Genomic DNA, 22,405 nt, shown 5'->3' with positions numbered 1-22,405 from the left:
GCGCGGTCATCCAAAGGAATCCTCATGTTCGCCGATCCATCACCCAAAGCCGCCGACCTGCTCCAGCGCCTCAAGGCCTTCTTCGACCAGCACATCTATCCGAACGAGGAGCGCTACCACGGCGAGATGGACGCCTTCCGGCGCGCCGGCGACCCGTGGCAGACGGTGCCGCTGATCGAGGAGCTCAAGCCCAAGGCGCGCGAGGCGGGCCTCTGGAACATGTTCCTGCCGCATCCCTATGAAGGCAACGGCGGCGTCTCCAACCTCGACTACGCGCCGCTGTGCGAGGTCATGGGCCGGGTCCATTGGTCCAGCGAGGTGTTCAACTGCTCCGCGCCGGACACCGGCAACATGGAGACGATCGAGCGCTACGGCACCCCTGAGCAGAAGAAGCAGTGGCTGGTGCCGCTGCTGGCCGGCGAGATCCGCTCGGCCTTCCTGATGACCGAGCCCGCGGTCGCCTCGTCGGACGCCACCAACATCCAGTGCTCGATCCGCCGCGATGGCGACCACTACGTGATCAACGGCCGCAAGTGGTTCTCGTCGGGCGCGGGCAGCCCGCGCTGCCGCATCTTCATCGTGATGGGCAAGACCGACCCGGACGCGCCGCGGCATGCGCAGCAGTCCATGGTGCTGGTGCCGCGCGACACCCCCGGCGTGACGGTGCTGCGCCACCTGTCGGTCTTCGGTTACGACGACGCGCCGCATGGCCACATGGAGGTGCTGCTCGAGAACGTGCGCGTGCCGGTGGACAACATCCTGCTGGGCGAGGGCCGCGGCTTCGAGATCGCCCAGGGCCGCCTGGGCCCAGGCCGCATCCACCACTGCATGCGCTCCATCGGCGCGGCCGAACGCGCGCTGGAGCTGATGTGCGATCGCCTGCGCAAGCGCATCGCCTTCGGCAAGCCGCTGGCCGAGCAATCGGTGTGGCACGAGCGCATCGCAGAGTCCCGCTGCCTGATCGATCAGGCCCGCCTGTTGACGCTCAATGCCGCATGGAAGATGGACACGGTGGGCAACAAGGTGGCGCGTGCCGACATCGCCATGATCAAGGTGGTCGCGCCCAACATGTCGTGCAAGGTGGTGGACTGGGCCATCCAGGCCCACGGCGGCGGCGGCGTGAGCCAGGACTTCTGGCTGGCCGAGGCCTATGCGCACCAGCGCACCGTGCGCCTGGTGGACGGCCCGGACGAGGTGCACCGCAACGCCATCGCCAAGCTGGAGCTGGCCAAGGGCCTCTGAGGGCAGACGCTGGTATGCGCGCCCGCGCATCCCAGCGTTGCGGCCGCCGTGGTAGTCGCCTCGGAAGCCCCTTCCGAGAATGGGCCATCGTGAAGGAGATTTGCCCATGAGCACCGCCGCCGGCCCGTTGTCGCACGTCCGGGTCCTCGACCTCAGCCGCATCCTGGCGGCACCCTGGGCCGGCCAGATCCTGGCGGACCTCGGCGCCGAGGTCATCAAGATCGAACGGCCCGGGGCGGGCGACGACACGCGCAGCTGGGGCCCGCCCTTCCTCAAGGATGCCGAGGGCCGCGACACGCGCGAGGCCGGCTACTACCTGGCCGTGAACCGCGGCAAGCGCTCGATCACGGTGAGCCTGGAGAAGCCCGAAGGCCAGCAGATCGTCCGCGAGCTCGCGCAGCGAGCCGACATCGTGCTGGAGAACTACAAGGTCGGCACGCTGGCCCGCTACGGGCTGGACGAGGCCTCGCTGCGCAAGATCAACCCGCGCCTCATCTACTGCTCCGTGACCGGCTTCGGCCAGACCGGTCCGCGGCGCGACCAGCCGGCTTACGACTTCCTGATCCAGGCCATGGGCGGCCTGATGAGCGTGACGGGCGAGAAGGACGGCAAGCCGGGCGCCGGCCCCCAGAAGGTGGGCGTGCCCATCGTGGATCTGATGACGGGCATGTATACCGCCGTCTCCGTGCTGGCCGCGCTGGCCCGCCGCAACGAGACCGGCGTGGGCGGCTACATCGACATCGCCATGTTGGACGTGCAGGTGGCCACGCTGGCCAACCAGGCGATGAACTACCTGGTCTCCGACAAGGTGCCGCAACGTAACGGCAATGCGCATCCCAACATCCAGCCGCAGGACGTGTACGCCTGCGCCGACGGCGACGTGATCCTGGTGGTGGGCAACGACGGCCAGTTCGCCAAGCTCTGCCAGGTGTTCGCGCATCCCGAATGGGCAGCCGACGCGCGCTTTGCCACGAATGCCCAACGCGTGCGCAACATCGCCGAACTCTCGGCCGTGCTGCGCGAGGCCTTCGGCCAGTGGGAGCGCGACCGGCTCATCGCCGCCCTGGACGCCGCAGGCGTGCCCTGCGGCCCGATCAACAACGTCGCCGAGGTGTTCGAGGAACCCCAGGTGAAGGCCCGCGGGATGCTGCAGCACGTGCCGCATCCCGCCGGCGTGGATGTGCCCCTGGTGGCCAGCCCCATGCAGTTCGACGGTGCGGCCCTGCCCATCCGCTCGGCCCCGCCGCTGCTGGGTGAGCACAGCGCGGGCATCCTGTCCGAACTGGGCTACGCCGAGGCGGACATCGCCGCACTGCGCCTGAAGGAGGCGATCTGATGACCGGCCCACTGACCCTGCACTGGTCGCCCAAGTCGCCCTACGTGCGCAAGGTGATGGTGTGCGCGCACGAGCTCGGCCTGGTGGGCCGGCTGCATCTGGTGCGCTCCGTCGCGGCGATGCTCAAGCCCAACGCGGAGATCATGGCGGTGAACCCGCTGTCCAAGATCCCGACGCTGGTGCGGGAGGACGGCTCGGTGCTGTTCGACTCGGTAGTGATCTGCGAATACCTGGACACGCTGGCGGGGGGCTCGCTCTTTCCCGCGCAGGGTGAGGCCCGCTGGCAGGCCCTGCGCTGGCATGCCTTCGGCGACGGGCTGCTGGATGCCCTGATCCTGTGGCGCAACGAGCGCGAGCGTACGCAGCCGCTGCAGGGCCTGCTCGATGCCTTCGCGCTGAAGGTGCGTTCGTCGCTGCTGCTGCTGGATGCCGAGGCCGCCGCCCTGGGCGCGGCGCCGTTCTCCATCGGCACGCTCACGGTGGGTTGCGCATTGGGCTACATCGACTACCGCTTCGATGCGCTGGGCTGGCGCAACACCGCGCCGCAACTCGCGGCTTGGCATGCGGAGCTGATGCAGCGGCCCTCGTTCCAGGCCACGGAGCCCATCGACGGCTGAGGGGTCTCGTCTGGCGGTCATGGCCGCGGCACGGGCACTGTCGGGTGCGCCAGCCCCGGCGGTGGTGCCCCGGTTCGCGCCGTGCCCGGGCTGGCGGCAGTGCTTCAGCGGTAGAGCCGCTCGGGGTTGTGGAACAGCACCCGCTGCACGAGGGCGTCGCTGCCGGCCCAGGCCATGAACATGTCCAGCAGTTGCGTGGCGTCGGGCACCGGGTTCACGCGCAGGTGGGGCCAGTCGCTGCCCCACACCAGCTGCTCCGGATTCGCTTCGAGCATCTTCTGATGGAAGGCGCGGCCGACGTCCCAGTCCGCTTCGTTCAGCAGGTTGCGGTACGCGCACAGCTTGGCCCAAACCTTGCCGCTGGCGAGCAGATCCAGCAGCACCCGAAAGCCAGGCTCGTCGACGCCAGCCTTCGCATCGAAGCCGCCCATGTGGTCGATCACCACCGGCACGGGCAGGTCCTGCAGCGTATCGGCGATGGCCGGGAGGGCCTGGCAGTCGGTCCAGAGTTCGGCATGCAACCCCGCATCGGCGAGCGCGGGCGCCAGCGCTCGCAGGTCGTCGAAGGAGGCACTGCCGCTGAAGTTGGCGCCGGCGCCGCTGCGATGACTGAAGCGGGCGCCGCGCACACCCCTGGCATGCAGATCGCCGAGCGGCAGCGTGCTGCCGGGCGGCACCACGACGACACCCCGCAGCGCCGGCTGCGACTGCAGGGCGTGCAGCAGTAGCGAATGGTCGTCCCCGTAGGCACTGGGGTGCACCAGCACGCCATGGCGCAGGCCGAGTCGTCGCAGCAGTGCCAAGTACTGCTGCTCCAGCGCCTCCGGCGGCGTGTAGCTGCGATCCGCGGCCAACGGGAAGCGTGCGTAGGGGCCGAAGAGGTGGGCGTGGCAGTCCCAGCCGCCGACGGGCTCGGATGGCGCACCCGCCGCGTGCCCTGACGCTTCGCCTGCAGGCCGGGCGCTGTCGGGCACAGCAGCGCCGGCGGTCACGACAGTGCCTCCTGCTGCGGCAGCGCGAAGGCCGGCGCCACGCCTTCGGGCAAGGGAATCTCGTGGCAGTTGAGCGTCATCGCCACCATGGTGTAGTAGCCGATGAGCGCCGTGAGCTCGACCACGCCCTTGGTGCCGAAGCGCGCCAGCGCCTCGGCATAGGTGGCCTCGGACACCGAGCGGTGCCGGTTCAGCTCGACCGCATAGCGCCAGACAGCCACATCGTCGGGCGACATGGCGGGCGGCTCGGACTCGGCGAGCAGTGCCTCGATGAAGGCCGGCTCCAGGCCCGCCCTCTCGCCCTCGATGCGGTGCGCATACCACTCGAAGGGCGAGCGGCAGGCCCGGCCCGTCACGAGAATGGCGATCTCCGACAGCCGGGACGGCAGCGAGGTGCCGTAGCGCAGCAGGGCGCCCAGCGCCTGCCACTTGTCAGCCAGCTCGGGGTTGTGCAGGGCCGCCCGCAAGGGGCCCTGGATCCGGCCGCGCGGGCCGGAGAGGACCTTGTCGAGCACGAGGCGCTGCGCCGCGTCCATGTTGTCCGAAGGGAAGAGGGGAATGCGTGCCATGGTGGATCGGAAGCCGTGTCTCGCGGCAAGGCTAAACGATCGACATGCGCCACAGAGGCGCTGCGCCGGCAAGCCTGCTATGCGCCGATGTGCATGGCTCGCCCGCTCGCAGCGGCCTATTCTTTGGAGACATCACACGCAGGAGACAACGACCATGCCGGACCTCCATCGGCCCCTGCCGCGCCGCGCCCTGGTGCTGGGCCTTCCCGCCGCGCTTGTTTCGCTGCACGGCTGCGCCATGAACCCACTTCCACCCCAACGCCACCGCGAACTGCTGAAGAACGGCACGACCGCCATCGACGTCATCGTCGATGGTGATGGACCGGCCATCGTCATGCTGCCGTCGTCGCTGCGCGATTCCGAGGACTTCGACGAAGTCGCCGCACTGATCGCTGCCCGCGGATTCCGCGTGCTGCGGCCCCAGCCGCGCGGCATGGGCCGCAGTTCCGCACCGCCCCCGGGCATGACGCTGGACACGCTGGCCGGCGACGTCGCATTCACCATCGAGCGCTTCGGCGGCGGCCGGGCGGTCGTCGTCGGTCATGCCTACGGGCACTGGACCGCGCGCGTCACCGACATGAACCATCCGGCGCTCGTGCGTGGCGTGGTGGTGCTGGGCGCATCGGCCCAGGTCTTTCCGGCGGGCATGGCCGAGGCGCTGGCCATCGCGTCGGACCCGACACGACCGGCCCCCGAGCGCCTGGCCGCGCTGCGGTTGTGCATGTTCGCCCCGGGCAACGATCCCACACCCTGGCTGCAGGGCTGGCATCCGGCGCTGCGCGCGGCTTACCGGGCTGCCGGACAGTCGCCGGCCAAGTCGGTGTGGTTCGGCCGAAGCCATGCGCCCATCCTGGACCTGCAGGGCGGGCAGGATGCGTGGCGTCCGGCTTCCACGCGCAACGAATTGAAGGCGCTGCTGGGCGACAAGGTCACGGTGCAGGTGATCCCGCAAGCCGGCCATGCGCTCGTGCCCGAGCAGCCGCGCGCCGTGGCCAAGGCCATCGCCGACTGGGCGCAGGCCTTGCCGGCCTGACGCGCCGCGCGGTCGCCTTTCTGGCCGCTGCAGGCGCGGCCGGCATCGATGCTCAGCCGCCCGCCTCGAACTGGATGGTGGCCAGGCCGCGGTCCAGGTGGATCTCCAGCTCCGCCAGCATCTGGTCCAGGCTGTCGCCCAGCGCGCATTCCAGGAAGCGCCGGTGGTTGGCCTCGAAGTCCACCTTGGGCGCATGCGCGATCTGGCAGATGCCGAAGCCCAGCTGGATCTTCTGCGTCATCTGCTGCCAGAAGGCGGGCATCAGGTGGTTGCCGCAGCGCTCGTACACCAGGCCGTGGAAGTGCGCCTCGGCGCGGATCTCTTCCGACAGGTCATCGCTGCGCACGGCCGCGATCATGTGGTCGAAGCGGGCCTGCAACTCGCTCCGGAAGCCGGCGTCGCGCAGCGGCCACACGCGGCGGTAGGCCTGGGTCTCCATCACGCGGCGCATCTCGTACACGTCGCGCAGCACCTCGGCATTGACCTCGGTGACGAAGGTGCCGGCATAGGGCCGGTTGGTGGCCAGGCCGCTCTCGATCAGCTCGCGGATGGCCTCGCGCAGCAGCCCGCGGCTCACGGCCAGATCGCCGGCCAGACGGCTTTCGACCAGCTGCGTGCCCGGCGCGATGCGGCCCGACAGGATGGCGCGGCGCAGCGTTTCGGCCACCTGGTCGCGGCGGGTCAGCGTGGGCAGGGGCTCGAAACGGGGGATGCTGCTCATGGTGTGCGCGCGATTCTCGGCGAGGGATCGATGCGGTTCGCGCGATGCAAGGGCTTCAGGCCCGCAGCGCGAATCGCTTCTCCAGCCGCGAGGCCAGGTAGGAGCCCGGGTAGATCAGCACGAAGTAGATCAGGCCCACGGCCGTGAGGATCTCCAGCGGCCGGTAGAAGGCGGCCGACAGCGCGCGGCCCTGGTACATCAGCTCCTGCACCGCGATCACCGAGGCGATGGAGGTGTTCTTGGCCAGCTCGATGCCACGGTTGGTGAAGGCCGGCAGCATGCGCGCCAGCACCTGCGGCACGATCACCCGGCGCATCAGCTGGGTGCGCGTCATGCCCAGGGCGCGGGCGCCTTCCCACTGCCCGGCGGGCAGGGAGGCGATGCCGCCACGGAAGATCTCCGAGCAGTAGGCCGAGGCATTGAGCACCAGTCCGCACAGCGCCGCCACCAGCGGCGTGAGCTGCAGGCCCGTGAGGATGGGAAAGGCATAGAAGAACCAGATCAGCTGCACCATCACCGGCGTGTTGCGGAACAGCTCGACCCAGCTGCGCCCCAGCAGCACCGGCACCCGCCGGCCGGAGCCGGTGGCCAGCGACAGCAGCAGGCCCAGCACCATCGACAGCGGAAAGGCGATGACCCACAGGAGCGCCGTCATGCCCACGCCCTTGAGCAGCACGGGCCAGTTCTGCAGCACCGGGGTGAAGTCCCAGGAGAAGTCCATGCCGGTCACCTCGCAGTCGCGGAAACGGGCCGGGTGGCACGCGTGAGCCGTGCCTCCAGCAGGTGCGCCAGCGTGCTGAGCACCAGCAGCGTGACGAAGAAGATGGCCGCCACCACGGTGTAGACCTCCAGCGGGCGGAAGGTGATGCTGTTGACCTGCATGGCCTGGTAGAGCAGGTCGGAATAAGCCAGCGTCGACGCGAGCGCGGTGGTCTTGATGAGCTCGAAGGAGCGTTCCATGAAGGGCGGCAGCATGCGCTGCAGGGCCTGCGGCAGCACCACCCGCCGCAGCACCGCGGGCGGACGCATGCCCAGGGCGCGGGCGCCTTCCCACTGGCCGCGGTCGATGCTGACCACGCCGCCGCGGAACACCTCGGCATAGAAGGCGCCCGACTGGGTGGAGAGGGCAATGATGGCCGCCACGTACGGGTCCAGGCTCACGCCCAGCACCACGGGCAGGGCATAGAAGGCCCAGAAGAAGTGCACCAGCGGCGGCGTGTTGCGGTAGAACTCGGTGAACCACAGCGCCGGCCACTGCAGCCAGCGCGTCTTCGTCAGGCGCATCGTGGCCAGCACGGCGCCAATGAGCACGCCCATCGCAATGGCCACCGCCGCGATGCGGAAGGTGCCGAGCACGCCCGTCAGCAGCATCTGGCGGTATTCCCAGACCGCGCCGAAGTCCCAGTCGTAGTTCATGTGCAAGAGCGCTACAGCGCAACGCCAGTCAGTTGGCCAAATGCCGTTCGGGCTGAGCTTGTCGAAGCCGGGGCACACACGTATGCAGGCTCTTCGACCCTTCGACAGGCTCAGGACAGGCAAGCTCAGGGCGAACGGCCAACTGGCCGTCCGCCGTGCCGGGCGTTACTTCTCCAGCGACTCCTTCGTGACGCCAGGCATCTTGTCCGGATCCAGGCCCTTGGTCTTGAGATACTGGGCGTAGAGCGCCTGCGTCTGGCCCGAGGCATAGAGCTTCTTGAACTGCTCGTCGAGCATGTCGCGGAAGGCCGGGTCCTGCTCCTTGCGCACGCCGGCGCTAGTGGCGATGGCGACCACCGGCTGCGGGATCTGCACGCTGCCCTTCTTGATCTTCGAGTACGCGATGGTCAGCACCGAGTGGTAGAAGCCGATGGCGTCCACACGGCCGGCATTGAAAGCGGCCACGGTTTCGTCGGTGTTCGTGAAGCGCTCGATCTTGGCGTTGGGCAGGCGCTTGGTGAGATCGCGGTCGGTGGCGGTGCCCAGGGCCACGCCCACGCGCACCGTGGGCTTGTCGAGGTCGCTCCAGTTCTTGACCGTCAGGCCGTCCTTGGCCAGCACGCCCTGGGCGTACCAGAGCATGGGCGCGGCCGGGAAGTCGATGGCGCGCTTGCGCTCCTCTGTGGCATCAAGCACGAACATCACGTCGAACTGGCCCGACTGCAGGCCGGCCACGCTGTTGGCCCAGGTGGTCTCGACCGGCACCATCTTCACGCCGATGTTCTTGGCGATCTGCTCGCCCATCAGCACGCCCACGCCGGTCCACTGGCCGGTGGCGGGGTCGCGGTAGTACCACGGGTCGCCGGGCGCCACGCCGATGCGCAGCTCGCCGGATTTCTTGACCTTCTCCAGCGTCTGGGCCTGGGCCGGCATGCCGGCCAGCAGGCCGAGGCCGACCAGGCCGAGCAGCAGGCCGCGGCGGACGGCGGCAAAGCGGGACAGGATGTTCATTCGTCGCTCCTACAAAGTGGACAGGGAAAGAAGGGAAATCAGACCGCCGGTGCCGTGATGTAGGCCTGGTACAGCTCGGCCAGGCGCTGTGTCAGCGGGCCGTAGCCCTCGGTGGGCAGGCGGCGGCCGTCGATGGCCGCCACGGGCGTCAGGCCGCCCAGGGTGCCGGTGACGAAGGCCTCGTCGGCGGCATAGACCTCCGCCAGCGTGTAGTCGCCCTCGTGCACCGGGATGCCGTTCTCGCGCGCCAGGCGCAGCACCGTGGCGCGCGTGATGCCGTTGAAGCAGTAGCGCCCGGACGAGGTCCACAGCGCGCCGCCGCGCACGATGAAGAAGTTGGTGGAGTTGCAGCTGGAGACGAAGCCGTTCGTGTCCAGCATCAGCGCCTCGTCGGCGCCCACATGGATGGCCTGGATCAGCGCCTGGATGAAGTTGAGCCGGCTGTGCGAGTTGAGCCGCAGGTCGAACACGTCGGGCGTGCTGCAGCGGATGGTGCTGGTGTGCAACGCCAGGCCGCGCTTCTTGGCCGCGGCGTCGACCACCTTGTGCTCGGCCACGCAGACCACGGTGGCGCTGCCGATGATGAAGCGCGGGTCCTGGTTGGGCGTCTTCTTGAGGCCGCGCGTCACCATGAGGCGCGCATGCGCGCCGTCGTGCATGCCGTTCACCTCGAAGGTGCGCAGGATCACGTCCTTGACCTGCTGCTTGGTCAGGCCGATGTCCATGGCGATGGCATTGGCGCCTTCGAACAGGCGGTCGATGTGGGCGTCGAAGGAGATCACGCGGCCCTTGACCAGGCGCACGCCTTCCCACACGCCGTCGCCGCAGACGTAGCCGGCATCGAAGATCGAGACCTTGGCCTCGCTGCGGGGCACGAAGTCGCCGTTGAGGTAGACGAGCACCTGCTCGTTGCGGTCGTCGGCCCGGTAGGCCTGGGAGCTGGTGGCGGAGGCGGGGTTGGAAAGCTGCATGGGAGGAGGGCGCGGAATGAGGGAGCGGCTGCTTCAGAAGCTGAAGGCCGTGAAGCGTTCGAGGAAGCGTTGCGTGCGCTCCTTGCGCGGGTGCTTGAGCACCTCGTCGGGGGTGCCGGCTTCATAGATCAGGCCGTCGGCCAGGAAGAGCACCTTGTTGGCGTAGTGGTAGGCAAAGCCCAGCTCGTGGGTCACCAGCAGCATCGTGCGGCCTTCCTCGGCCAGGTCGCGGATGACGTTGAGCACCTCGCCCACGAGTTCGGGGTCGAGCGATGACGTGGGCTCGTCGAAGAGCAGCACGTCGGGCTCCATGGCCAGCGCGCGGGCGATGGCCACGCGCTGCTGCTGACCGCCCGACAGGTGGCCGGGGTAGGCGTCCGCCTTGTGGGCCAGGCCCACCTTGTCGAGTTCGCGCAGGGCGATGTCCCGGGCCCTCGCAGCGGCCATGCCACGCACCGTGATGGGGCCTTCCATCACGTTGCCCAGCACCGTCATGTGCGGAAACAGGTTGAACTGCTGGAACACCATGCCCACCTGCCGGCGCACCTGCGCCAGCTCAGCCTGGGTGTAGCGCACGGCATCGCCGCCACGCGCGTCGGGCCGGCCGATGGGGCGGCCCTTGAGCTCGATCCTGCCGGCACTGGGCGTCTCCATGAAGTTGAGGCAGCGCAGGAAGGTGCTCTTGCCCGAGCCGCTGGAGCCCAGGATGGCCACGCGGTCGCCGGGCTGCACGTCGAAATCGATGCCCTGCAGCACATGGTGATCGCCGAAGCGCTTGTGGAGGCCGCTGATGCGCAGGATGGGCTGGGTCATGACGGGACAGGCTTGGAGGCTGGAGCGACGTGGGCAGAGAGATGGGCGGATTTTTGTTGGATTGTCTAACAATCGACAGTCTGGTTTTCCCTTGCAGCATCCGTGCCAACCCTTTCCGCGCGGTACGAACAAAGGCCCGCGGCGCTTTCACGCCGCGGGCCTTCCGGGTCAGCAAGAGGGGATTACTTCTGCAGGTTCACTGCCCCCGAGCCCTGGGCATTGCCGCTGCCGTTGACCGCGGCCCCCGGCGCCCGGAGTGCACCGCCGGCAGAGCCCGCCGCACCGCCGGCGCCCTTGAGCGAGCCGCCCACGGTATTGGTCAGGCCGCCAGCAATGCCCCCCGCAGAGGTGGCAGCGCCGGTCGCCGTGTTCGCGGCGCCGCCCACCGTGTTGGCCACGCCCCCCACGGCGTTGGGCGCGTTGCCGACAGCGCCAGTCACGCCACCCAGAACGCCACCGACCGCATGGCCCACGCCGCCCGCCGCGTTGCCGGTGCCCGAGCCGCTCGTCTGCGCGTTGGCGCTGCCGGCGGTACGCGCGTTGCCGCTCGCGTGGGAACCGCTGTGGGTCGTCCCCGCGCCGACACCCGCGTTGGTGCCGGTCGACACACCGGCGCCGGCACGCTGGCCGGCGGCGGAGCCAGATGCATTCACGTCAGCATTGACGCCCACGCCGACCCCGATGCCCTGGGCCTGTGCATAGCCCCCGACGGCCAGCAGTCCGCCCAGCAGGGCGCAGGCGAGGAGACGGTGCGATCGTTGTTGTTGTCGTTGCTTCATGGTGACTGTTCCTTTCATAGATGGTCACATGGGACCGGCCGCCTCTCGACCGGTCTGGTGCGAACCTTCGATGAACAGTCCGGCGGCCAGGCGTGCGGGGCTGGCGCGGACGGCTGTGGGAGACGGCCTGCACGGCGCCTGCGTTGTGCCGGTGTTGAAACAGCGGACCAAGGAATCGCGAAGATCTACCCTCGTTTTGGCAGATTTAGCCGTTTCAAATAATTAGCCCGTTCCGATAAAATTGCCGAAATGATCTTGTTCCACCGTACCGCCCTGGCTGAACAGATGGCGCAGCAGCTCCTGCGTCCGGGCCTGCTCGACCAAGGGCTGCGGTCCGGACTGTTCCTGTCCGGGCTGCGCCGCACCGGCAAGACCACCTTTCTGCGGCAGGATCTGATCCCCGCGCTGGAAGCGCTGGGCGCCATCGTCATCTATGTGGACCTGTGGACCGACACGCGGGCCAACCCTGCCACCCTCATCCACGCCGCCATCCAGCGCGCACTGGCCGAGTTGCAGGCGCCCGGGTCGGGTGTTCTTGCACGGCTGAAACGCCTCAAAGGGCTGGATGTCGGCGCCGCCGGCTTCAAATTCGGCTTCCAGTTGAACGAGGTGGGCGCCAAGGGCGGCGTGACGCTGGCCGACGCGCTGACCGAGGTGGTGGACAAGGCCCGGACCGATGTCGTGCTGATCGTCGACGAGGTCCAGCAGGCCCTGGCCGGAGAAGACGGCGCGCAGATGCTGCTGGCCATCAAGGCGGCCCGCGACGCGATCAATCCGCGGCCCGCCACAGCTGGCCATTTCATCTTCATCGGCACAGGCTCGCACCGTGCGCAGGTGGTGGGCATGACGCTGCAGGGCAAGCATGCGTTCGCGGGCGCCACTTCGGTCGACTACCCGACGCTGGACGGCGACTACGTGGCCCATGTGCTGGATGGCCTGCGCCTGGAAGGCGCCCGTGTGCAGCCCAGCCTGCCCGTCGCCGTCGAGGCCTTCGACACCCTGGGTCGGCGCCCGGAAGAGCTGATCCGTGCCCTGCGCCAGCTGCAGCAGGAAGACCCGGCCGAGGCCGACCGCTTCCTGCCCGTCATCGCGGCGACGCTCAAGACGGCAGCGGCCGACGTGGAGCTGCGCAAGGTGGAAGACCTGGGCACGCTGGCCGGCGCGGTGTTCGACCGCGTGGCCCGGGCCGAGGGCGACGCCACCGGCCTGTTCGGCGCCCAGGCCCTGGCCGACTACACCGCCCAACTGGCTCGCGAGGTGACGGCCGACCAGGTGCAGCGCGTGGCCGACGAACTGCGCGACGCCAACCTCATCATCCGCAAGGGCCATGGCGTCTATGCGGTGACCGATCCCTTCGTCCAGACGGCCTGGCGCGAGCGCAAGGCACTGGGTGGGGGGACGAGAAGCTGATGCGCCTGCGCACCGCCCCCGCCGACGACCGAGAAGAAATCTACCGGGACCACACCCGCCAGCGCCTGCAGCTCACGGCGGTCGAGATGGGCGTGACCGCCGTGGCCGGTTCTTTGGCGGCGCTGCTGGCGCGGCTGCTGATCCCGATGCCCGAATATGTGGGGCTGCGGGTACTGCTGCTGCCGCTCACTGCGCTGTTCGCCTTCCTCATCGCGCGCGCACCCTCGGTCCAGACCTATGGCCTGGCCTGCATGGCGACCATCGCCATGGTGAGCCTCAACTGCTATCTGGGCGCGCTCGGCACCGACCGGCCGCTCATGTACTTCCTTCCCGCGGCAATCATCGTCGTCGTCACCACCAGCTTCTTCTGGATCACGTTGGCGCAGTGGGTCGGCGGCTCGCTGGCCTGCTATGCCTTCTTCCTGCCCTTCGTGTTCGACCACACGGCCAACCGGACCGACACCGTCTTCGCGTCGCTCTATGCGGGCATCGCCCTCGCTACAGCCTTCGTCACCCACCGACGCGTCCAGGACTACCAACGCCGCGCCTTCGACCAGGAATGCCGGCTCGCGGAGCTCAGCGCCACAGACGCCCTCACGGGCGCCCGCAGCCGGGCCGAGTTCCTGCACCAGGCGGAACAGGCGGCCGGCCTTGCGCGCGACACCGGGGCATCGCTCGCACTGCTGTACCTGGACATCGACCATTTCAAACGGCTCAACGACAGCCATGGTCACGCGGCGGGCGACGCGGTGCTGCGGGGAATGGGCGAGGTGTTGAGGCAGACCCTGCCGCAGCAGGACGTGCTGGGCAGGCTCGGCGGGGAGGAGTTCTGCGTGCTGCTGCCGGGCCATTCGGAAGCCCGGGCGGCAGCGGTGGCCGAACGCCTGCGCCTGCTGCTTGCGCAGGTGCCGCGGCCCGATGAACGCCTGACCGTCTCCATCGGCATCGCCACGCTGCGGGCGGGCGAATCCGTCATGCAAACATTGCACCGGGCCGATCTGGCGATGCTGAAGGCCAAGCAGTCCGGCCGCGACCGGGTTTGCATTGCCGAGTGAAGCTGGGCTGCCCCGCGGCCATTCGAGCTCCGGCGGCTCTTCGGTTTCATGGGCCGCGGGTGGCCCGCCGGGGCTCAGCCGGTGCGTGCCACCGTGCCGAGCAGCACGGCCCGCACCTCGTCCGTGAACAGGTAGCGACGGCCGTCGATCAGCACCGCGTCCGACCCCGCCGGATCGGGCCGGGCCACCGGCATGCCGTGATCCAGCAGCGCCTGGGCGCAGTCGGCCCAGTCGCCCTCGCCTGACGGCGTGTTGAGCGAGGCCCAGGACAGCGAGCCCCGCACGTCGTCGCCGAAGCCATGCGGGGCTCGCCAGTCGGCGCCGTTCTCCAGCAGCAGGCGCACAAGCGCCGCGTCGCCGCGGAACACGGCCTGGTTCAGGGCCGAGCCGTCGATGTCGCCGCCGCGAACTTCCAGCGGCCAGCCACAGGCCACCATGGCACGCACGGCGGCGTCGCAGCCATCGGCAGCCAGTTCCGGCAGCAGGCGCCGCTGCGCGTCGTCCAACCGGGCGAGCACATCGGGTTCGGCACGCTGGAGGGCAAGCGCGCACGGCGTGTCGCCACGGGCGCACGCGGCCACGAAGGCCTCGACCGTGTCGAGGTCGTCGCCGCCTGGACGCCCCGACGCGGCCAACGCCGGCAGCGCGGCGATCTCCGGGAGGCCGAAGCGAAGCGCGAGGACGCGAGCCGTCACACCGTCGGGCGTGCGCACATCGGTGCGCGCGCCTGCATCGATCAGCGCCTGGACATGCGCCACCGAACGGCGCCGCCGGATCGCCCACAGCAGCGGCGTGCCCCAGTCCGAGGTCGGCGGGCCGGGCGGCGGCTCGTTGGGATTGCCGCCATGCGCCAGCAGCAGTTGCAGGGGCTGCGGATCGTCAAGGTCGAGTGCGCGGTAGATGGCGTTGGTCCCCGCGATCGTGGCGCCGGCCTCCAGCAGCAGGCGCGCGCAGGCGGGCGTGTCGAGCGCGTGATAGAGCGACTCGCCATCGTCCGGCTGGGCACCAGCGTCGAGCAGCTGCTTCGTCATGGCCGCATCGCCCGCCTGGCCGGCCGCACCGTACAGCGCCGACAGGCGAAGGGACTCGTCGGGCGCATGCAGCGAGGCAGGCGGCCACCGGCTGCCGACGGACTGATTGGCTGAGGCGCCGGCAGCCAGCAGCCATGCCACGCAGGCCCGCAGACCCTCCGCGAAACCGGGCACACGGGCCAGGCCGGAATGGGTGACTGCCACCAGCGGCGGGAGCCGCAGCAGACCGCCAGGCTGGTGCACCCAGGACGGATCGCGTTGCGTGGCGGCACGCAGCGCCGCTTCGTCGCCGATGGCGCAGGCCAGCCAGGGATCGGAGCCGGCCACCAGCGCTGGGTATTCCGCCAGGAGCCGCGCGGCGACCGCCGGCCGGCTGGCGTTGGTGCTGCCGGCCACATCGCCGGCGTACACCAGCCGCAGCCAGTGCAGCAGCGCCGCCTGTGGATCGTCGTGCAGCGTACGCCGGGCTTCGACAAAGTGCAGCAGATCGGCCCAGCTGCCAAAGCCGTGCTCGCGCGCGATGCAGGACTGCGCATCGTGCAGCCGCAGCGACTGCGCCGCGAGCGCGGCATCGTCCCTGCCGCGCGCCGCGGGCAAGCCCGCGCGAAAGCGCTGCAGGGCGGCCGGCAGGCCGCGCCGATAGTCGGCCAGCAAAGTCTTGGCCTGCTTCTTCAGATGCCCGATGTCGGGCCGGGGAGGGAGGGATTGCATGGACACCTCTGTGCATCGAACGCCGATGGCCCGCAAGACCGGCTGCACGCAAGGTGGTGAGGAAGCGGCATCGCGTTGGATGCCGCAAGAGAGGCAAGTGGGTTCAACCCTTCCCGCGGGCCCGGAGGCGTCTTGCACGCGGGGCGGATCATAAAGGCTCGGCGCGCAGCAGGAGGCGGGCACCCGCCCGCCTCCGCCCTGCCCGTCAGACCATCGCGAAGCCGCCCGAGGCGCCGATGGTCTGCCCTGTGATGAACAGCGCCCGGTCCGAGGCCAGGAAGGCCACCAGCCCCGACACATCGTCCGGCCGCGACAGCCGGCCCACGCCCTTGGAGATGGGATAGATGCCGAGCATCTTGGCCAGCAGCTCGTTGTTCTGCGGTGTGGCGTCCACATGCAGCGGGCCGTCCTTGATGCCCTCGTGCGAGACGGCGCCCAGCGCGATGGAGTTGACGGTCACCGCATGGCGGCCATGCTCCTTGGCCAGGGCCTTGGCAAAGCCCGCGATGGCCGCCTTGGCGCCGGAGTAGACGGCCATGTTGGCCTCGCCGATGCGGCCGGCCTCGGAAATGATGTTGACGATGCGCCCGCCCTTGCGCGCCACCATGCCGGGCAGCACCGCGTGGCAGCAGTGCAGCGTGCCGTACACGTTGAGGTTGATGATCTTGGCCCAGTCCTCCACCGGCATGTCGACGAAGGCCGGCGTGCGCCCACCCTTCTCGCGCCGCTCGGGAATGATGCCGGCGTTGTTCACCAGGATCTCCACCGGCGCATCGAAGTGGCGGGCGGACTGGTCCACCATGGCCCGCACCTGCTCGGCCTGCGTGATGTCGGCCGGTGCGGCCATCGCCTCGCCGCCCTGCGCGCGGATCTCGGCCGCCACCGCTTCGGCGCGCGGCGCGAACAGGTCGTTGACCACCACCCGCGCGCCCTCGCGCGCCAGCTCGATGCAGATCTGACGGCCCACGCCCTGGCCGCCACCGGTGACGAGCGCGACGCGGCGCTCCAGATTGAGTTTCATGGTTGTTCCTCGTGAATGGATGGAATGGAGAAGCCGCCCTTCAGCGGCCCTTGAAGACAGGCGCCCGCTTCTCGACGAAGGCACGCATGCCTTCCTTGCGGTCTTCGCTGTCGATCAGCATGGCGGCGGCGTAGCGTTCGTATTCGAGGCCGCTGTCCAGGTCGGTCTGCATGCCGCGGTTGACCGCACGCTTGATGAGGCGGATGGACAGCGGCGGCATCGCGGCCACGGTGCCGGCCAGCTTCATCGCCTCGGTCATCAGCTCGGCGCCGGGGCACACCTGGTTGACGATGCCCATCTGCAGCGCCTCGGCGGCGTCGATCTGGGCGGCCGTGAACATCAGGTATTTGGCGCGCGCCTCGCCGATCAGCCGCGGCAGGCGCTGGGTGCCGCCGGCCGCCGGCAGGGCGCCGATGCGGGCCTCGGGCAGTCCGAACTTCGCATGATCGGCCGCGATCCGGAGGTCGCAGCACAGCGCGATCTCCAGCCCGCCGCCCAGTGCGACGCCGTTGATGGCGGCGATGACGGGCTTCTCGAATTCCTCGATGTCGCGCAGCAGGTCGTGCGTGGCCTTCTGCGCGACGAAGAAGTCGTTGGCGCCGATCTGGTGGTCGGCGCGCTCCTTGATGTCGGCGCCCGCGCAGAAGGCGCGGTCGCCGGCGCCGGTCAGCACCACGGCGCGCACGCGCTCGTCGGCCCGCGCCAGCTGCAGGAAGGCCTGCGCCAGGTCAGGCTTCATCGTGCTGCCGATCGTGTTCATGCGCTCGGGGCGGTTGAGGGTGATCACGGCGACATGGCCTTGCACCGCATAGGTGAGGGTGCCGAGTTCGACGTGGTCGGCGGGCGAGGTGGGGGTGGTCATGCGGATGGACCTCCTTCAGGCGTCGGGTGCGGAAAGAACATGGGCGATGGCCACCGAGCCCAGCCCGATCATGTGGGCCATGGCCCAGCGCGCATGGCTGTGCTGGCGCTCGCCGGCCTCACCGCGCAGCTGCCGGGTCAGCTCGGCGATCTGGCCGATGCCGGTCGGCCCCAGCGGATGGCCCATGCCGATCAGGCCGCCCGAGGCATTGATGGCACAACGGCCGCCGATGCGCGAGTCGCCACGCATCAGGAAGCTCGCGCCCTCGCCGGGCGGGCACACGCCGACGGCCTCGCTGTAGAGAAGCTCTTCCACCGAGAAGGCGTCGTGCAGTTCGAGCATGTCCAGCGTCTGGGCGGAGATGCCCGCCTGCTCGAGCGCCGACTGTGCACTGCTGCGCACCAGGTCGACGGCGGCCTGGCCGTAAGCGGTCTCGGGCGTCTCGCTGCAGGTGGACGAGGCGCGCACACGCACGCAGCGTTTGGGATCGAGACCCAGCCGACGCAGGGCGCGGCCCGACACCACGAGGGCTGCCGCCGCGCCTTCGCCGCGCGGGCAGCACTGCTGCACCGTCAGGTCGCCCGCCACGCGCGGCGAGGCCAGCACCTGCTCCAGCGTGCGCGGCTTGCGGTACTGCGCGTACGGGTTGCGCGAGGCATTGCCATGGTTCTTGACCGCCACCTGCGCCATCGAGGCCACGTCGGCGTTGCGCTCGCGCAGGTAGGTGCGGGCCATCATGGCGAACTTGACCGCCGGAACGTTGGCGGTGTCGCTCAGGTGCGCCAGCCCGTCCTTGTCGGCCGCGCGGCGACCGTCGCCATGTTTGTCCACGCCCACGGCCAGCACCACGTCGCTGACGCCGCGCGCCACTTCGAGGCAGGCCTGCCGGAAGGCGAAGGAGCCCGAGGCCGACGCGTTCTCGACCTGGGTGACGGCCAGCCCGGTCGAGCCCAGGTGACGCAGCATCACCCGCCCCGCCGCCATGCCGATGGAGGTGGTGCCGATGTAGGCGCTATTCACCTGTGGCCAGGCCAGTCCCGCATCGGCCAGCGCCTGGCGCACGGCCGTCAGGCCCAGGTGCGTATAGGGCGTCTCGCTGGGGAATTGGTAGGCATGCATGCCGATGCCGGTCACGTACACGCCGTCGTTGTCGTCGATCCACGTGCTCATCGCTGGGCCTCCGTGGCCGGCACGAAGCGGCAGTCGAACACCTCGCCCTCCGGCAGGGGATGGGCCACCGCGCGCAGCGGCATGCCCACGCGCAACTGCGACTCGTCGGTGGTGACCATCACGCCTTCCTCGATGGGGCCGTCCTCGCCCAGGCGGATGTCGGCGGCGATGCGCGGCACTTGCATGCCGGGCAGCAGGGGCACATGCAGGGTCACGAACTCCAGCAGCGTGCCGGCGCCCGGCCGCGTGATGCGCGCGGCCTCCTTCATCGGATCGCCGCAATGGCTGCAACCCGGCGCATCGGCGGGAAAGGCCAGGTGGCCGCAGGCCGGGCACTGGGCGAAGACGAAGTCCAGCGATTCGCCGTCGGCAGCCAGCTGATAGAGCGTGGGATGGCGGGGCTGGTAGCCCCGCAGGTCGAGGGTCATGGGAGTCCTTGGGATGAAAGAGGAAAGGGGAGGCAAGGCCGGTCAATCGACCTTGGCGCCCGAGTTCTGCACCACCTCGCGCCAGCGGGTCATCTCCGACTTGACGAAGGCATCGAGCTTCTCGCCGCGCATGCCGCGCATCGGCAGGCTGCCGTTCTTCTCGCTGATGGCGACGAACTCGGGGTCGACGATGGCGGCGGCCACCGCGTCGGCCAGCCGCTGCACGACCGGGGCCGGCGTCTTGGCGGGCACGAAGACCGCGCCCCAGGCGGTGGAGTCGGCACCTGTGATGCCCAGCTCGCCCAGCGTGGGCAGCTGCGGGATGCTCGCGAGGCGGGTCCTGCTGGTGACGGCCAGGGCCTTGAGCTTGCCGGCCTGAACGAAAGGCATCACAACGGCCGCGTAGTCGAAGGCCATGTCCAGGTTGCCGGCGATCAGGTCGGTCAGGGCCGGGCTGCTGCCCTTGTAGGGCACATGGGTCAACTTGGTCCCCGTCGCGGCCTGGAACAGCTCGGCCGTGAGATGGGTGCCGGTGCCGGCGCCGGCGGAGCCGAAGTTCAGCTTGCCCGGGTTCTGCTTCGCATAGGCGACCAGCTCGGGCACGGTCTTGAAGCTGCGCGTGGGGTTGATGACCAGGACCAGCGGCGACTCCGAGATGCCATGGACGGCGACGAAGTCCTTGATCGGGTCGTAGCGCACGTTCTTGTAGAGCGCCAGATTGGCGCCGTGGGTGCCCTGCGTGCCATACAGGAAGGTGTAGCCGTCGGCCGGCTGCCGCGCGGCGTACTCGGCACCGATGGAGCCGCCGGCGCCCGGCCGGTTGTCCACCACCACCTGCTGCCCCAGCTTGTCGCCCACCTTCTGCGCCAGCACGCGGGCGGTGTTGTCGGTGATGCCGCCAGGCGGGAAGGGCACCACGAAGGTCAGCGGTTTGGTGGGCCAGGCGTCGTCGGGTGCGGCGCTGGCGGGGCCGTGGGCGACGAGCGCCGCAAAGGTCAGGGCGAGGGCGTGGAAAGCGCGATTCATGGATGTCTCCGGTTGCTCTTGATATTCGGTATGCCGTAGACTACTTCAACACGTCGTAGAAAAGCAAATCGAAATCAATGAAATCACGCAGCGAAGCGAGCAGATCGCACTCATGCCGCAGGCGGCACGGTCTGTACCATCGTGCTTTTCTACGAAATATCGGAGAGGCGATGCCCACCCTTGTCCCCGCCGCTGCCCGCACCATGACGCTGCTGGAGGTCTTCGCCCGCGAGAAGCGGGAGCTGTCCAACTCCGACCTGGCCCGGCTCATGGACCTGCCCGAAAGCAGCTGCTCCGACCTGCTGCACACCCTTCACGAGCTGGGCTACCTGCTGCGCACGGCGCGCAGCCGGCGCTTCTATCCCACGGCCCGCCTGCTGGCGGTGGCCAAGGAGATCTCGGCCAGCGACCCGCTCTATGCCGTGGGCGCCGAAGCCTGCGAGCTGCTGCGCGACCGCACCGGCGAAACCGGCCTGTGCGGCCGGCTGGAAAACGGCATCGTCAAGGTGATCGCCCTCAGCGAAGGCCGCCATCCGCTGCGCTACATGCAGCACGTGGGCGACAAGCTGGCGCTGCATGTCTCCGCGCTGGGCAAGGCCATCCTGTCCATCGGCACGCCCGAGGAGGCGGCGCGGCAGTTGCGCCTCAAGCCGCTGCGCAGCCTGGCCTCCGGCACGCTGACCGACCTGACCGCGCTGGAGGCCCAGGTGGCGAAGGCCAAGGAGCAGGGCTGGATCTGGATCGAGAACGAAGGCAGCGAGGGCCTCACAGCGGTCGCAGTCGCCGGCCAGATCGGCGGCGAGGCCGTGGCCCTGTCGGTGGCCGGCCTCACCGACCGCATGCGCGCCCAGCGCACCCTGTGCATCGAGGCCCTGCAGGAAGTGCAGGCCCTCGTCTTCCGCAAACACGCGGCCGTGGCCGAAGCCGCGGCGTCCGCCGAATCCCCAGCGCCCGCACCTTCCAAACGAACCAAGGCCCGGGCTTAGCGCCACCCCGGCACGGCCCCCAGGCCGGCCATCCATCCGACCACCCAGGAGACAAGACCATGTTCACCCTTTCCTCCGAGCAGACGGTGCTGCGCGACAGCATCCGCCGCTTCATGAAGACCGAGATCGCGCCCATCGTGTCGCGCCACGACCAGGACCGCACCTTCCCCTTCGAGGTGCTGGGCAAGCTGGCCGAGTTCGGCTACCTGGGCGGGCGCCTGCCGGAGGAAGAAGGCGGCATGGGCATGGACCAGCTCACCTGGGCCCTGCTGATGGAAGAGGCGGGCTATGCCTGGCTGTCGCTGCGCACCATCCTCAACATCACCAACGCGGCCATCAACAAGCTGGCCCAGGAAGCCACGCCCGCGCAGAAGGAGCGCTTCCTGCGGCCACTGCTGGCCAACCAGCGCCGCTGCTTCAGCGCCATCAGCGAGCCGGGCACCGGCTCCAACATCGCGCAGGTGCAGACCCGTGCCGACCTGCAGGGCGACCATTACGTCCTCAACGGCCGCAAGCTGTGGATCACCAACGGCGCCTTCGGCGACTTCGGCATCGTGGTGGCGCGCACCTTCAGCCCGGACTGTCAGGGACAGCTGTCCACCTTCCTGGTCGAGCGCGACGTGTCGCCCTTCGAGGTGCGGCGCGTGGACACCATGGTGCTGCGCAGCACCGGCACCGCCGAGCTGAACTTCGACAACGTCCGCATCCCGCGCGAAAACCTGCTGGGCGAGGAGGGCAAGGCCCTCAAGAAGATGCTGATCGGCCTGGACAGCGCCCGCGTCAACATCGCCATGGGCGCCGTGGGCGCGGCGCAGTCCGCGCTGGACCTGTCCATCGAGCATGCGCGCACGCGCACCCAGTTCGGCAAGCCCATCGGCAGCTTCCAGCTGGTGCAGAAGCTGATCGTGGACATGACGATCCGCGTCGAGGCCGCCCGCGCGCTCGGCCTGCGCGCCGCCGCCGCGCTGGACTCCGAAGGCGAGGCCCGCACGGCCGCCTCCATCGCCAAGCTCTATGCCACCGAGGCCGCACACGAAGTGGCGAGCATGGCGCTGCAGGTGCACGGCGGCCTGGGCTATGCCACCGACTATCCCATCGAGCGCATCTTCCGCGACACGCGTGGCGGCACCATCCCCGAGGGCACGACCGAAGTGCAGACGCTGATCGTCGGCCGCGAGATCCTGGGCATCTCGGCCATCGCCTGA

The 22,405-nt window shown here is 69.5% G+C and carries 23 protein-coding genes; 8 read left to right on the top strand and 15 right to left on the bottom strand.

Annotation, left to right across the window (positions count from 1 at the left end; all coding sequences use genetic code 11):
* The first annotated feature begins 24 nt into the window (after window positions 1–24).
* The 3 genes from DFR41_RS14765 (at window position 25) to DFR41_RS14755 (ending at window position 3,195) form a co-directional block, all read left to right on the top strand.
* Window positions 25–1,242: an acyl-CoA dehydrogenase family protein gene (locus tag DFR41_RS14765; RefSeq protein WP_114803251.1), complete on the top strand. Its 1,218-nt coding sequence runs from the start codon at window positions 25–27 to the stop codon at window positions 1,240–1,242.
* A 106-nt stretch (window positions 1,243–1,348) separates the two neighbouring features.
* Complete coding sequence (locus tag DFR41_RS14760; protein WP_114803250.1) at window positions 1,349–2,578, top strand: CaiB/BaiF CoA transferase family protein; 1,230 nt, start codon at window positions 1,349–1,351, stop codon at window positions 2,576–2,578.
* Window positions 2,578–3,195 carry a glutathione S-transferase family protein gene (locus DFR41_RS14755; RefSeq protein WP_114803249.1) on the top strand — a complete coding sequence of 206 codons (618 nt, stop codon included), beginning with the start codon at window positions 2,578–2,580 and terminating at the stop codon, window positions 3,193–3,195. The genes DFR41_RS14760 and DFR41_RS14755 overlap by 1 nt, the downstream gene beginning before the upstream one ends.
* 104 nt (window positions 3,196–3,299) lie before the next feature.
* Here DFR41_RS14755 and DFR41_RS14750 read toward each other — a convergent pair whose 3' ends face one another.
* Both DFR41_RS14750 and DFR41_RS14745 read right to left on the bottom strand, forming a co-directional pair.
* Entirely contained in the window at window positions 3,300–4,187 is an 888-nt protein-coding gene (locus tag DFR41_RS14750) for an amidohydrolase family protein (RefSeq protein WP_017759458.1), read from the bottom strand.
* Window positions 4,184–4,756, bottom strand: a complete 573-nt coding sequence (locus DFR41_RS14745; protein ID WP_043116059.1) for a carboxymuconolactone decarboxylase family protein — start codon at window positions 4,754–4,756, stop codon at window positions 4,184–4,186. Before DFR41_RS14745 ends, DFR41_RS14750 begins: the two co-directional genes overlap by 4 nt.
* A gap of 154 nt (window positions 4,757–4,910) precedes the next feature.
* Between DFR41_RS14745 and DFR41_RS14740 the strand changes: the two genes are divergently transcribed.
* The gene (locus DFR41_RS14740) at window positions 4,911–5,789 is read left to right on the top strand and encodes an alpha/beta fold hydrolase (RefSeq protein WP_017759460.1); all 879 of its coding nucleotides are present in this window, start codon (window positions 4,911–4,913) and stop codon (window positions 5,787–5,789) included.
* Between the two features lie 52 nt (window positions 5,790–5,841).
* Here DFR41_RS14740 and DFR41_RS14735 read toward each other — a convergent pair whose 3' ends face one another.
* The 7 genes from DFR41_RS14735 to DFR41_RS14705 form a co-directional block, all read right to left on the bottom strand.
* Window positions 5,842–6,510, bottom strand: coding sequence for a GntR family transcriptional regulator (locus DFR41_RS14735; RefSeq protein ID WP_114803248.1), 669 nt, complete (start codon window positions 6,508–6,510; stop codon window positions 5,842–5,844).
* A 55-nt stretch (window positions 6,511–6,565) separates the two neighbouring features.
* Window positions 6,566–7,231 carry an amino acid ABC transporter permease gene (locus DFR41_RS14730; protein ID WP_114803247.1) on the bottom strand — a complete coding sequence of 222 codons (666 nt, stop codon included), beginning with the start codon at window positions 7,229–7,231 and terminating at the stop codon, window positions 6,566–6,568.
* 5 nt (window positions 7,232–7,236) lie between these two features.
* On the bottom strand, window positions 7,237–7,926 hold the full coding sequence (locus tag DFR41_RS14725) for an amino acid ABC transporter permease (RefSeq protein WP_114803246.1): 690 nt from the start codon (window positions 7,924–7,926) through the stop codon (window positions 7,237–7,239).
* Window positions 7,927–8,091: 165 nt separating this feature from the next.
* The gene (locus DFR41_RS14720) at window positions 8,092–8,937 is read right to left on the bottom strand and encodes a transporter substrate-binding domain-containing protein (protein ID WP_017760380.1); all 846 of its coding nucleotides are present in this window, start codon (window positions 8,935–8,937) and stop codon (window positions 8,092–8,094) included.
* 38 nt (window positions 8,938–8,975) lie between these two features.
* On the bottom strand, window positions 8,976–9,908 hold the full coding sequence (locus DFR41_RS14715; RefSeq protein ID WP_114803245.1) for an aminotransferase class IV: 933 nt from the start codon (window positions 9,906–9,908) through the stop codon (window positions 8,976–8,978).
* A gap of 33 nt (window positions 9,909–9,941) precedes the next feature.
* A complete protein-coding gene (locus DFR41_RS14710) occupies window positions 9,942–10,721 on the bottom strand; it encodes an amino acid ABC transporter ATP-binding protein (protein ID WP_114803244.1) in 780 nt (259 codons plus the stop codon).
* A 182-nt stretch (window positions 10,722–10,903) separates the two neighbouring features.
* Window positions 10,904–11,500, bottom strand: coding sequence for an adhesin (locus DFR41_RS14705; protein WP_114803243.1), 597 nt, complete (start codon window positions 11,498–11,500; stop codon window positions 10,904–10,906).
* A 249-nt stretch (window positions 11,501–11,749) separates the two neighbouring features.
* Between DFR41_RS14705 and DFR41_RS14700 the strand changes: the two genes are divergently transcribed.
* Both DFR41_RS14700 and DFR41_RS14695 read left to right on the top strand, forming a co-directional pair.
* Complete coding sequence (locus tag DFR41_RS14700) at window positions 11,750–12,910, top strand: AAA family ATPase (protein ID WP_114803242.1); 1,161 nt, start codon at window positions 11,750–11,752, stop codon at window positions 12,908–12,910.
* The gene (locus DFR41_RS14695; RefSeq protein WP_017762385.1) at window positions 12,910–13,965 is read left to right on the top strand and encodes a GGDEF domain-containing protein; all 1,056 of its coding nucleotides are present in this window, start codon (window positions 12,910–12,912) and stop codon (window positions 13,963–13,965) included. Before DFR41_RS14700 ends, DFR41_RS14695 begins: the two co-directional genes overlap by 1 nt.
* A 74-nt stretch (window positions 13,966–14,039) precedes the next feature.
* Here DFR41_RS14695 and DFR41_RS14690 read toward each other — a convergent pair whose 3' ends face one another.
* From DFR41_RS14690 to DFR41_RS14665, 6 genes are all read right to left on the bottom strand, one after another.
* The gene (locus tag DFR41_RS14690; RefSeq protein ID WP_114803241.1) at window positions 14,040–15,707 is read right to left on the bottom strand and encodes an ankyrin repeat domain-containing protein; all 1,668 of its coding nucleotides are present in this window, start codon (window positions 15,705–15,707) and stop codon (window positions 14,040–14,042) included.
* 205 nt (window positions 15,708–15,912) lie between these two features.
* On the bottom strand, window positions 15,913–16,728 hold the full coding sequence (locus DFR41_RS14685; protein WP_114803240.1) for an SDR family NAD(P)-dependent oxidoreductase: 816 nt from the start codon (window positions 16,726–16,728) through the stop codon (window positions 15,913–15,915).
* 40 nt (window positions 16,729–16,768) lie between these two features.
* Window positions 16,769–17,590: an enoyl-CoA hydratase/isomerase family protein gene (locus DFR41_RS14680; RefSeq protein WP_017762388.1), complete on the bottom strand. Its 822-nt coding sequence runs from the start codon at window positions 17,588–17,590 to the stop codon at window positions 16,769–16,771.
* 15 nt (window positions 17,591–17,605) lie between these two features.
* Entirely contained in the window at window positions 17,606–18,760 is a 1,155-nt protein-coding gene (locus tag DFR41_RS14675) for a thiolase family protein (RefSeq protein WP_114803239.1), read from the bottom strand.
* Window positions 18,757–19,188 carry a Zn-ribbon domain-containing OB-fold protein gene (locus tag DFR41_RS14670; RefSeq protein ID WP_114803238.1) on the bottom strand — a complete coding sequence of 144 codons (432 nt, stop codon included), beginning with the start codon at window positions 19,186–19,188 and terminating at the stop codon, window positions 18,757–18,759. Before DFR41_RS14670 ends, DFR41_RS14675 begins: the two co-directional genes overlap by 4 nt.
* Window positions 19,189–19,230: 42 nt before the next feature.
* The gene (locus tag DFR41_RS14665) at window positions 19,231–20,214 is read right to left on the bottom strand and encodes a Bug family tripartite tricarboxylate transporter substrate binding protein (protein WP_114803237.1); all 984 of its coding nucleotides are present in this window, start codon (window positions 20,212–20,214) and stop codon (window positions 19,231–19,233) included.
* Between the two features lie 170 nt (window positions 20,215–20,384).
* Between DFR41_RS14665 and DFR41_RS14660 the strand changes: the two genes are divergently transcribed.
* Together DFR41_RS14660 and DFR41_RS14655 are read left to right on the top strand one after the other, a co-directional pair.
* Window positions 20,385–21,200: an IclR family transcriptional regulator gene (locus DFR41_RS14660; protein WP_114803236.1), complete on the top strand. Its 816-nt coding sequence runs from the start codon at window positions 20,385–20,387 to the stop codon at window positions 21,198–21,200.
* A 59-nt stretch (window positions 21,201–21,259) separates the two neighbouring features.
* Window positions 21,260–22,405, top strand: a complete 1,146-nt coding sequence (locus tag DFR41_RS14655) for an acyl-CoA dehydrogenase family protein (protein ID WP_114803235.1) — start codon at window positions 21,260–21,262, stop codon at window positions 22,403–22,405.

The sequence above is a fragment of the Pseudacidovorax intermedius genome (assembly GCF_003350475.1).
Taxonomy (GTDB): Bacteria; Pseudomonadota; Gammaproteobacteria; order Burkholderiales; family Burkholderiaceae_C; genus Xenophilus; species Xenophilus intermedius.
This window is presented reverse-complemented; position numbering and strand designations above follow the sequence as displayed.